Origin of the sequence: Pseudolactococcus piscium, from assembly GCF_002441695.1 — a bacterium.
Classification (GTDB): domain Bacteria; phylum Bacillota; class Bacilli; order Lactobacillales; family Streptococcaceae; genus Pseudolactococcus; species Pseudolactococcus piscium.
Window position 1 is genome coordinate 72,573 of record NZ_JXJW01000004.1, and the last position, 11,854, is coordinate 84,426.

9 protein-coding genes are annotated in these 11,854 nt (G+C 39.8%); 1 reads left to right on the plus strand and 8 read right to left on the minus strand.

The features are described from left to right. Window positions 1–49 precede the first annotated feature (49 nt). The 4 genes from RU86_RS03055 to RU86_RS03070 all read right to left on the minus strand — a co-directional run bounded on the left by RU86_RS03055 (window position 50) and on the right by RU86_RS03070 (window position 5,966). Complete coding sequence (locus RU86_RS03055; protein ID WP_143468081.1) at window positions 50–631, minus strand: histidine phosphatase family protein; 582 nt, start codon at window positions 629–631, stop codon at window positions 50–52. Between the two features lie 175 nt (window positions 632–806). Beyond that, entirely contained in the window at window positions 807–2,075 is a 1,269-nt protein-coding gene (gene murA, locus RU86_RS03060) for a UDP-N-acetylglucosamine 1-carboxyvinyltransferase (protein ID WP_096814004.1), read from the minus strand. A gap of 280 nt (window positions 2,076–2,355) precedes the next feature. Beyond that, window positions 2,356–4,260 carry an ABC transporter ATP-binding protein gene (locus RU86_RS03065; RefSeq protein ID WP_096814005.1) on the minus strand — a complete coding sequence of 635 codons (1,905 nt, stop codon included), beginning with the start codon at window positions 4,258–4,260 and terminating at the stop codon, window positions 2,356–2,358. Continuing rightward, window positions 4,260–5,966 carry an ABC transporter ATP-binding protein gene (locus RU86_RS03070; protein WP_096814006.1) on the minus strand — a complete coding sequence of 569 codons (1,707 nt, stop codon included), beginning with the start codon at window positions 5,964–5,966 and terminating at the stop codon, window positions 4,260–4,262. The genes RU86_RS03065 and RU86_RS03070 overlap by 1 nt, the downstream gene beginning before the upstream one ends. 292 nt (window positions 5,967–6,258) lie before the next feature. On the opposite strand from RU86_RS03070, the gene RU86_RS03075 reads away from it, so the two are divergent. Continuing rightward, window positions 6,259–7,455, plus strand: coding sequence for a cation diffusion facilitator family transporter (locus tag RU86_RS03075; RefSeq protein ID WP_096814007.1), 1,197 nt, complete (start codon window positions 6,259–6,261; stop codon window positions 7,453–7,455). Window positions 7,456–7,544: 89 nt separating this feature from the next. Here the strand turns inward: RU86_RS03075 and RU86_RS03080 are convergent, their stop codons facing one another. The 4 genes from RU86_RS03080 to RU86_RS03095 all read right to left on the minus strand — a co-directional run bounded on the left by RU86_RS03080 (window position 7,545) and on the right by RU86_RS03095 (window position 11,853). Beyond that, the gene (locus RU86_RS03080) at window positions 7,545–8,024 is read right to left on the minus strand and encodes a peroxiredoxin (protein ID WP_096814008.1); all 480 of its coding nucleotides are present in this window, start codon (window positions 8,022–8,024) and stop codon (window positions 7,545–7,547) included. A gap of 88 nt (window positions 8,025–8,112) precedes the next feature. Then, on the minus strand, window positions 8,113–9,459 hold the full coding sequence (locus RU86_RS03085; RefSeq protein ID WP_096814009.1) for a glucose-6-phosphate isomerase: 1,347 nt from the start codon (window positions 9,457–9,459) through the stop codon (window positions 8,113–8,115). A 243-nt stretch (window positions 9,460–9,702) separates the two neighbouring features. Then, window positions 9,703–11,175 carry a PASTA domain-containing protein gene (locus RU86_RS03090; RefSeq protein ID WP_096814010.1) on the minus strand — a complete coding sequence of 491 codons (1,473 nt, stop codon included), beginning with the start codon at window positions 11,173–11,175 and terminating at the stop codon, window positions 9,703–9,705. A 3-nt stretch (window positions 11,176–11,178) separates the two neighbouring features. Next, window positions 11,179–11,853: an ABC transporter ATP-binding protein gene (locus tag RU86_RS03095; protein ID WP_096814011.1), complete on the minus strand. Its 675-nt coding sequence runs from the start codon at window positions 11,851–11,853 to the stop codon at window positions 11,179–11,181. Window position 11,854 lies beyond the last annotated feature (1 nt).

An 11,854-nucleotide genomic window follows, 5' to 3' on the forward strand; every position in this document is an offset into this window, starting at 1 on the left:
CCCCCTGCTATTCTGTATTCTATCAACAGCTTTTTAAGTTATCGTCATTTTAAATCGTTGAGATCTTCTCTATTGCTTTGAGTTCACAGTTCTCTATGTCTAAAGTAAAATGGAGCATATCAAGATTACCTATGCCATGTAGCTGTTCAATTTGAGAAGCAGTTGATACCGATTTCATCAAGGTTGAGATGGCAGCACCATGACTGACACAAAGCAGGGTCTTGTATGCCTCATTGTCTTGACATATTGTGAGTAGCGTCTCTTTTAATCTATTACTCAACCTTGTCCATGATTCTCCACCAAACGGGACAAAAAAATCACGTCGTTTAGAGATGACTGGTTCAAGATATTGAGGTTGGCCTTCATAAACACCAAAATTTTGTTCCTTAAGTCCCTTTAATTGCCTGTAGGGTGTATTAGGAAAAATAAGCTCAAGTGTATCACAAGCTCTCTCTGAGGTAGACGAAAAATAGGCATCGAATTTAACGGGAAAATTTTCAAAAAATATTTTTGACCGTTTTGCTTGGTTGATCCCATTTAAGGTCAACGGGGAATCACTCCAGCCTTGTGTTCTACCTTGTACATTAAATAAAGTTTCACCATGCCGAATCATATAGATGTCTCTAATCAACTCTTCCACCTCCAAAAGTAAGCGTTATCACATTGACAATTATACACCTTTTACACACGCGCTTCAAATATTAATCAGCAGATACAACGATTTGAAGAGAATAAAAAAAGAACAAATCGCTTTGCTCTCTTGTATCTATCTGCCTATATGCTTATCAAGTGACGAGCTATAAAACTCAGTTTTCATCAACTAATTTAATATCAACACCCAGTGCTGTCATCTTCTCGATGATATTATCATAGCCACGTAGGATGAACTCCACATTTGAAATCTTGGTTTCACCAGTTGCGATGATGCCAGCGTTAACCAAGGCTGCGCCAGCTCTTAAATCTGTCGCAACCACTTCTGCGCCACTTAACACATTTGGTGCATGGTAGCTCACTTCACCATTACTAGCTGAAATCGTTGCCCCCATACGTGCAAGTTCAGCGGCATGGTTAACCCGTTTTTCATAGATGGTATCAATAATCTTACCACGCCCATTTGTCATGAGAAGCAGCGGTGTGATGGGTTGCTGTAAATCTGTTGCAAATCCAGGATATGGGACTGTTTTAATCGTAACAGCTTTGAGATTTTCCGATTTTAAGACTTCTATCGAGTCATCACGAATAATCAGTTTAACACCCATCTCTTCAAGCTTGGCGATGAAAGACTCTAGATGCTCATAAATCACGTTATTGACGATAACACCGTCTCCAAACGCTGCGGCAATACTGAGATAAGTCCCAGCTTCTATCCGGTCTGGAATGACTGTATGACGCGCACCACCCAGTTTTTCAACACCATCGATACGAATCACATCAGTTCCTGCACCTCGAACTTTTGCGCCCATGTTATTCAACAAGGTTGCAACGTCGATGATTTCAGGTTCTCTTGCTGCATTTTCAATGATGGTACGGCCTTCAGCTTTAACTGCTGCTAGCATCGTATTAATAGTCGCCCCAACTGAGACCATATCCATAAAAATAGTCGCAGCTTTCAGTCGCACGCCATCTGTTGTTAAATGCATGGCATTTTCTTTAAAGGTCATCCGCGCACCTAAAGCCTCAAACGCTTTGATGTGCAAATCTATTGGTCTTGGCCCTAAATCACAACCGCCAGGTAATCCCACAGTTGCTTCGCCAAATTTACCTATTAAAGAGCCATTAAAGTAATAAGAGGCACGTAATGAGTTGATTTTACCATAAGGTAACGGCTTAGATTCAACACCGCGAGGGTCAATAATGACCACACCCGCTGCAATATCACGCTCAACTTTAGCGCCCATGATCTCTAAAATCTCAATTAAACTTGCCACATCCGAAATGTCTGGTACGCCCTCTAATGTGACGATGTCATCCGCTAAAATCGTAGCTGGAATCAAGGCAACAACTGAGTTCTTCGCTCCTGATATTGTCACTTCCCCGGAGATTCTCTTACCACCGTTTATTACTATTTTTTTCATATTTATCTTAAGTCCAATTCTTAAATGTCAAATTCATGCCTATTCATTTTACCATAAAATTTCTATTTTGACGCCTATATCGCATAATTAATGAGAATAAACAGGTTAGAAAACTGTCCGTTTTCCCTGTCATATCATCAGTTGCTTATGCTTAATTTCCCTAAAACAGGCACTTATTCAGCTTCCTAACTAAGCGTTTAGCACATAAAAATCGGCAAGTAAGTGACTCACTTTGCCGATTTTTAGTCTTATATCTCAGCTAGTTTAAAGCTGATATTAATTATTCAAATACGAATTGATTGTGGTAAAGTTCAGAATAGAAACCATCAGGTATTTGGAGTAACTCATGATGATTCCCTTCTTCGATCACAACGCCATCTTTTAAGACAACGATTTTATCTGCATTGAGAATCGTTTTGAGACGATGGGCAATAACAAATGATGTGCGGCCAGCGATGGCAGCCTCCATGGCCCATTGAATTTGTTCTTCCGTAACCGTATCAACGTTTGACGTTGCTTCATCTAGTATGAGTAGCTTAGGATTCGTCAAAATCGTCCGAGCAATCGAAATTTGTTGTTTTTGACCTGTCGAGAAGACACTCTCGTCATCGTCAACCAGTGTGTCATACTTATCCGGTAAGCTATCGATAAACTCATGAATGTGCGTCGTCTTGGCAGCGGTAATCACGGCTTCATCCGTCGCATCAAAACCAAATTTGATGTTATCTCTAATCGTGCCACTAAATAAAACAGAATCCTGTAAGACGATACCTACACCACGACGCAATGAATCTAGATCCATCTCTCTGATATCAACGCCATCAAATTTGATACTACCACTATCAACATCATAAAACCGATTCATCAGGTTCATAATGGTCGTCTTACCTGAACCTGTTGGCCCGACAACCGCAACCATCTGACCTTTTTTAACATCAATACTGACATCATTTAAAACCGGTTTGCCTGGTAGATAACTGAAATCGATATGTTCGATTTGCACACCCTCTTTGATATCATCAAATACAAGGCCATTTTCAGGTCTCACTTCTTCTTTTTCATCAAACATTTCTTGCAGACGATGAGCACCTGTGATGGCCATCTGTAATTGAGAAAATGAAGATGAAATCTGCATCAGTGGTTGGTAGTACTGTTGTGAATATTGGACAAACATCACGACTAGGCCAAGCGCTACAGCATTTGACATCGATGCATCATTCAGCGCAATCATTGACCCCGCAAAGATGACGATAGCCAAATTGACAAAGCTCATCCCATTTAACATAGGCATTAGCATACCAGAATAAACTTGACCTTTAAAGGTTGCTTTACGTACCTTATCATTTTGTGCGATAAAGCCATCAATTGCATCTTGCTCAAGGCCTTCGACGATGATCACTTTTTGACCTGAGATTTTTTCGTCCATATAGGCATTGAGATGACCAACTTCTTCTTGTTGCAAGTCGATGTATTTCTTAGCCTGACGAATGATAACAATGACAAGTAACAGGGCGATTGGTGTTGAGGCAATCGTCACCCATGCCAAGGTGACATTTTGACGGAACATCATAATCAAGACGCCGATAAACATGGCAGCTTGGGTAACAATTTGTACAAGGGATTGGTTGAGTGAGTTTTGGATATTATCCAAGTCTGATGTAAAGCGACTTAGAATATCTCCATCTTTATGACGGTCAAAGAATGATACTGTCAAACGCTCAAGTTTACCAAACAAGCCTTTACGCATTGAGTTAGTTGAATGTGAGACGATACGACCAAAGAGTACCTCATACATTAACATAGCAACTGTCATGAAAACGTAGGCGATAAGCAGTTGCCACATAACATGAAAGAAGGCTGTTTTTTCTGGCACATGTTTGGCTAAATCTACTAATTTACTGACATCAGTAGGTAGCCCATTTTTAGCCAATTGGCTGGCCATCGCCTGTGGTAATTCGGCCGGAATATGACCGTTAAAAGAGGCGACTGCTTTTTCAGCACCCTGGTGTTTAAAAAAGTCTGTAACCCATTGTACTAATTCTGTCAAGGCATTACCGATATAAACTGGTGCCTTAACTTGCAGATAAGTTGCTACGATTACTGTGACAGCAATCAATAGCAAGGATAGTTTAAATTTTTTGAAGTAATTCCAGAAAAATTTGATTGCTTTTCTATATTCTCCCATTAATCCTCACTTCCTTTCTGTGTATTATAGATTTCACGATAGGTATCATTGTTAGCAACAAGTTCTTTATGTGTCCCAATCCCGATTAATTTACCAGCATCTAAGACTAAGATTTTATCTGCATGTACGACTGATGATATCTTTTGGGCAATAATAATCTTCGTTGTATTGGCAAGTTCGCCTGCTAAGGCTTGCTGAACGAGTTTCTCAGATTTCGCATCCAGTGCCGACGTTGAATCATCTAAAATCAAAATTTTAGGATCTCCGATAACACCACGTGCGATTGATAGGCGTTGTTTCTGACCACCTGAAAAGTTTGTCCCACGTTCTTCAACAGGGCTTTCAAAAACATCTGACATTTTTTCTATAAACTCACGTGCTTGTGAGATTGCACTCGCACGTGTCATGTCAGCCTCTGTCGCACCTGCTTTACCATGTTTGAGATTCTGTCCGATAGTACCTGAAAATAAAATAGCACGCTGTAAGACGATAGACACTGTCTGACGTAAATTATGGCGGTTAATCTCACGTAGATCGTGACCACCGATTTTAATCGTACCCGCTGTTGGATCAAATAATCGAGGGATCAATTGTGCTAAGGTTGATTTACCAGCACCCGTTGCACCGACGACACCGACCATTTCACCAGCCTTGATACTAAAAGATATATTTTCAAGCGTCAACTCATCATCTGATGGGTAAGAGAAGCTCACCTTATCAAACTCAAGATCACCGCTCAAATCAATATCTGCCGTATCTTTAAAACTCATGGCAGGTTCTGTATGTATGACTTCGCCAATCCGTTTCAGCGAGATGAAGGCACGCGATGCCATCATAGACATCATACCACCCATGATAATCGCAAACATAATTTGCATCATGTAGGTCATAAATGAGGCGATACTTGCCAAATCCTTGGGTGCTTTTTCAACATAGGTCGATACAAACCAGATAGCAGCAAAAATAGCGATATACGCCGCAAATGTAAAGGCTGGAATCATGACTGAGAAAATGTAGCTAACAACTAAGTTATGGCCTAAAAGCTCATCAGAGTTGGCATCAAACTTGGCAGCTTGTTCTTTTTCTTGTACAAAAGATTTGACGACACGTGTGCCACGCAGATTTTCTTTTGCAATCCCATTTAGCTTATCCATTAATTTTTGGAAAGCACCAAAGTGTTTACCCATGCTGCCCATGGCTACTGCTGTGATTAAGACAATCACAACAACTAGGACAACGATGATCCACCATAATTTTGGTAGCGTGTGAATCGCCAAAACAAATGCGCCGATAAACAAAAGTGGCACGCGTAATAAGATCTGGAAAAGAATCATAATCAAGTTCATAACTTGATTGACGTCATTTGTCATACGGACAACTAAGTTACCCGCATTGAACTGCTCGATATTCGCATATGAAAAGCTTTGAATCTTACGGAACGTTTGCTCCCGTAAATCAGCTGATACCCCTTGTGCAATTTTTGCAGCAAAGATAGTATTAATCACACCAGCGATAAGACCGATACCAGCAATAATGAGGAGTTGTACCCCATAACCCGCTATCTTCTCTTTATCGTTTTTAGACACCGCCTCAAGGACTTGTGTCAGAATTTGTGGTTGCCATAATGATGTTGCGACAACGATGACAACCATGGTAAGTGAGCCCAAAGCCCAGAATTTGTATTGCTTGATTGCATTAAATAGCATGTTGTTTCCTTTCACGATAGATACCCGACTATTTTATTATTAATAGCGTCTATCTCTTTTTTCTTAAAATAAATTAGGGCTATTAACCTTTGCGCAACTAAGCTCAGATTAATAGCTCTTTAATGCGTCGCTTTAGTCGCTCGCAATAATGATAAATCGTTGTCAATAACCTTAAATTTGCAATCCCAAGTTTAATAAGCGTTAAGCAAAGACCCCCTTCATTTTATCATACTATTTATTTTTTTCGGTTCCTAAAGTCTGAAAGCGATGAAAAATTTGTTATACTAAGAGTATGAATAATTCACGCTATCAAGATTTAAAACTCGCAGAACGTGGTGCGCTCCTCAGTATATGGGCCTATGTCATTCTCTCAATCATCAAACTTACTGTCGCTAATATGACCCATTCGGAGAGTCTACGTGCCGATGGGTTTAACAATATAACCGATATTTTAGGTAATGTCGCGGTTTTAATCGGCCTAAAAATAGCCCGAAGACCTGCTGATGACGACCATACTTATGGCCACTGGAAAGTCGAATCTGTTGCTTCCCTAGTAACAAGTTTTATCATGTTTGTCGTTGGTTTCTTCGTCCTAAAAGATACAGTGACAGCCATTATCAGTAATACACAGACATCTGTGGACTTGATGGGCTCTTTTGTCGGGATTGGTTCAGCGATTGTCATGTTTGCCATCTACCTCTATAATCGGAACCTTGCAACAAGATCAAAAAGTTCTGGCCTGATGAGCGCTGCAAAAGATAATTTATCTGATGCCGTATCTTCTATTGCAACTTCTATCGCGATTTTTGCAGCTAGCTTTAATTTAACCTTTATCGACCGCTTGATGGCGATCGTCATCACGATATTTATCTTTAAAACAGCTTACGATATTTTTGCTGAATCTGTTTTTAGCCTATCAGACGGCTTTGATGAGGAAAAAATAGATATTTATACCCAGGAAATTTCTGAAATTCCCAAAGTATCAGCTGTCAAATTCATCCGTGGTAGAACCTATGGCAGTAACATCTTCCTTGACGTCGTTGTCGAAATGTCTCCAGATCTATCTGTATTCGAAAGTCATGCAGCGACTGAAGATATAGAGGAAACCTTGAAAGAAAAGTATGATGTGTTTGATATTGATGTACACGTCGAGCCAGCGATTCTGGCTGACGAAGAGCGTGATGCATCGATTGCGCTGGTCATACTGGGCTTGGAGGAACAAGTCTTAAACAATCGGAATCCGAGTTTGCTCTCTGAGACGTTTAGCGAGATACGAGCAGATGGCTCAGTGATTGATAAATCACAAAAGGGGCTGGAACAGCACGAGCATTTAGCAATTGCTGACTACAAACCTGATCGCATTTCAAAGAAAACGATCGTTGTGATTTATCATTATTTCGAGCATAATCAAACGGTTGCTGTGACCAGCATTTGGCGTAGACGCACACAATGGTATTGTGAAGCCCGCCAGTTAACCCAAAAATCCTGAGATTGCTCAGGATTTTTTTATGTCTTTAAGTCAGCATCTCTTAAATTCAAGCAAGATAAAAAGCGAGCATAATTAGCTCACTTTCTTATTTAAATCACTGAGTTTGCAACCTCAAGCGCTTTATCATAATTCGGTTCATTAGTCATCTCACTCAAAATTTCAGAATAGATAATCTGTCCATCTTTAATCACAAATACACTACGTGCCAATAGGTTAGCGTCAGGTAGTACCAAACCATAAAGTTCACCAAACGTATTTTTTTCATCAGATAAAATCGTCATATCTACACCCTCAGCAGCACACCAATTAGCCTGCTCTTTTGCTGTATTATTTGAAATGGATAGAAAAGAGATTGCCTGATTAGCCGCTGCTGCAACATTAAAGTGCTTGGTTTGTAAGGCACAAACACTGGTATTAATATCAGGAAATACACTGATGATAATCGGATCTGTCAATTTAGATAGTGTCACTGGATTTTGATTCAAATCAGGTAAGGTAAAATCTGGCGCTTGACCTGTCGTCAGTGGGCTAATCTCTGCAAAAACATCACCGTGTCTCGTAATAATCATGTTGTATATCTCCATTCTTTTTTCTTCATTGTATTATAAAATCGCCTGAGTATACACTCAGACGACTTACATTTTTTAAAGATGGGATTTATAGACGTTCGTTTAATTCAGCACTAAGGGCTTCAAAACCTGGTTTACCAAGTAACGCGAACATATTTTTCTTGTAAGCTTCAACACCTGGTTGGTCAAATGGGTTAACCCCGTTTAAGTAGCCAGATAAGCCAATTGCAATTTCAAAGAAGTAGATGAGGTAACCAAGCGTGAATTCATCTTGTTTCTTGATTGTGATCACTGAGTTTGGTACGCCGCCATCTGTATGGGCAAGCAAGACACCTTGGAAAGCTTTTGTATTGACGTAGTCAACATCTTTACCTTCAAGGTAGCCAAGGCCATCTAAATCTTCTGCTTCAGCAGGGATGTTGATGTTCAATTTTGGTTCTGCAACTTTGATGACTGTTTCAAAGAGGTTACGGCTACCTTCTTGGATAGATTGACCGATAGAGTGTAAATCTGTTGAGAAGTTAGCTGATGTTGGGTATATACCTTTGTAGTCTTTCCCTTCAGATTCGCCTGCTAACTGTTTCCACCACTCACCAAAGTACTGAAGTGATGGTTCATAGTTTGCTAAAATCTCGATTGTTTTACCTTTACGGAAAAGAATATTACGAAGTACTGCATATTGGTAGGCTTCGTTTTCTTTCAAGTCTGCTGTACTGTAGGCTTCACGCGCTGCTGCTGCACCATCCATTAAAGCTTGGATATCTGCACCACTTGCGGCGATAGGTAACAAGCCAACTGGTGTCAAGACTGTGAAACGACCACCAACAGCATCTGGTACGACAAATGATTCCCAACCTTCAGCATCAGCTTGAACTTTAACAGCACCTTTTTCTTTGTCTGTTGTTGCATAGATACGACGGTTTGCTTCTTCAGTACCATATTTTTTGATCAACATTTCTTTGAAAACACGGAAGGCAATCGCTGGTTCAGTTGTTGTACCAGATTTTGAAATCACGTTAACAGAGAAATCTTTGTCAGCAACGTAATCAACTAATTGTGACAAGTAAGTAGATGAAATTGAATTACCTGCATACACAATTTGTGGTGCTTGACGTTTTTCTTTAGTCTCAAGGTTAACAAATGAACTGTTCAAGAAATCAATCGCAGCCTTAGCACCTAGGTAAGAGCCGCCAATACCGATGACGATCAAAACTTCACTATCAGATTTGATTTTTTCTGCTGATTTAAGAATACGATCAAATTCTGCTTTGTCATAGTCTTTTGGTAGATCAATCCAACCTGTAAAATCAGCTCCCTGACCAGTCCCATCACGTAGGGCTGCATCAAAAGCAGTAACTGCTGGTTGTAAATAATCAAATTCGTGCTGCGCAACAAAAGTTAGAGCAGTTTTGTAATCAAATTTTATGTGTGACATCTTTTCTCCTTATTAGTTGTGTGGGCTACACACCTTACTTAATAACGCCTATGCGCTAACTTAATTTTTTAGATCAGTGATATCGTTTTCACTAAAAAATCAATCTGACTTATTCTACCGCTTTTTACGAGTTTTTTCAAGGATTTACTCAATATTTGTCTCATAACTAGCCAACACCTCACTATTTTAAGCGAAGCCACATTAAAAGACAGTCTATTCGACTATCTTTTAATGACACCTACCTTATTCATTGCCTGTACTAATGCCAATTGCAACCGTAAATGTAAGTGGTACAAATTCATTTAGGACGCTTTGTGCAACGACCGTCCCCTTGGTCTCGCTACTGTTGATATACTGAATTTGATAGGTAATATTAGCCCCTTTAGAGGTATAGTCATTATGAAAGGTACTTTGCAGGTCGCCTTCTGTTTGACCAGATAAATCTTTCATATAGACACGGCCAAGTGAATAAGTCGCTGTTATGTCTGGTATCGTATCTTTGATAAAATACTGGGTGCCAGCAGCAACCGACTGACCGATAAAATCGCCATAAGCTACCCTATCACTATAAACTTGCTTGGCAAGAACTGGCAACTCTTTTGAAGCACCACTTGCCTCTTCAAAGGTAAATTTGGCATAATCAGGGACCAAAATCGGTTTACCAGCAGATAATTTGACGATGATAGTATCCGCTTTCGATACTTTTTCCGACTTAGCGACTGACTGAGAGATGACCTTACCTGCCTCTATCGTATTGCTGCCTTCCTCTTGGATCTCAATCTTAACGCCCTTATCTTTACTCCAACTGTTAATCTGATCTTTGGTCTGACTAGAAAAATCAGGTACCGCAATATTTTTAGTAATTGGTTCCTTACCTTTTGAATAATGAAGTGTTAAATTATCTTCTCGCTTAAAGTTGTCAGAAGTGAGGGATTCATTCGCAAAAACTTGCTTTAAATAGCCCCCTTTTGCAACTGTATCTGAATAAGCCATCTCTATCACTGTATTTTCCAGTTTATTTTTCTTGATAAAGTCACGTGCTTGGTCAACTGATCGTGTTGAAAAATCTGGTAGTTTGATTTTAACCTTCGGATCCGCTCCCAGACTGACTGTCAGCTTGGTGCCTTTTTTCTTAGCAATTGACTTATTTTTATCGGCCTGTTTAATGACCGTATTGACTTTCTTATCCAGTCGATACACCCGATCAATCTCTAGTTTAACTTGATTGTCATCGGCCCATGATTGGGCTTTACTCACTGGCTTATTCGTGAAATCTGGTAGGGTTACATGCGTCTGCTTATAGTAAAATAAACAAATACTAGCTACTGCCAAACAAGTTGCGCCACCGATTATTAAGCGCTTCATCTGCCTTTTTTTAGCAAATAATTGATCTTTAACTAGTAAGCTATTTTTAATAACGGGTTGGGAGTTACTGGCCTGGCCTCTCTTGTCGGTCGCCTTCTCATGTTTATCTGCCAACGAATCAGATGACTTTGTTAGCTCCCTATCGTTTTTCATCTCCCCTTCACTCATGGTTTGATTAGGCTTTGCGCAAGGCATCTCATCCAGATTCCCTTGCTTTTGTGGCGCCTCATCAGCTATTACCTTATCTTTATCCGTATTTGATACTTGACTAGTTGCACCATTTCCCAAAGGATTTTTAGCAGCTTCTGGTTGATACTTACCTTTTGAAAAATTTGATAAAAAATCACTCATACATTAATCCTCCTGTCTTAAATTACCTTTTTTAAGTCGGTAAGTGACATCAGATTTTGCTGCAACTTCTTGTGAATGTGTCACCATGATGACAGCTTTTCCATCTTCATGCGCTAAGCGTTGAAAGATAGCAACAATCTCACTTTCACGCGCTTCATCTAGGCTACCTGTTGGCTCATCTGCTAGGATAACATCACTATTGGTTGCTAAAGCGCGAGCAATGGCAATTCTCTGTTGTTCCCCTCCTGAAAGGGAACTAACTAAACGTTCTGACTTGTCACGCGTAATCCCAATATAGTCTAGTAAATTATAGGCGATCACTTTTTGATCACTCGGTAAGGGATTATCTGTGATGTCCATGGCGACTAATACATTTTCTACTGCAGTTAAATAAGGCACCAGATTATTGTTTTGAAAGATAATAGACACCTTATTTCGTCGGTAATTGTCCAATCCAATTTCTTTAATATCTTTTCCTTCAAAGAGCACTTGTCCATCTTTAGCCACGTCTAGTCCCGCAATCATCGCTAGTAATGTTGTTTTACCAGATCCAGACTCCCCAACGATCGTGTAAATCTTGCCTTTTTCAAAATTAACGGAAATATCACGTAAAATATAACGCTGCATATCACCGTCTTGATAGTAGTAAGCTAATTTTTTTGTTTCGATAATTGACATA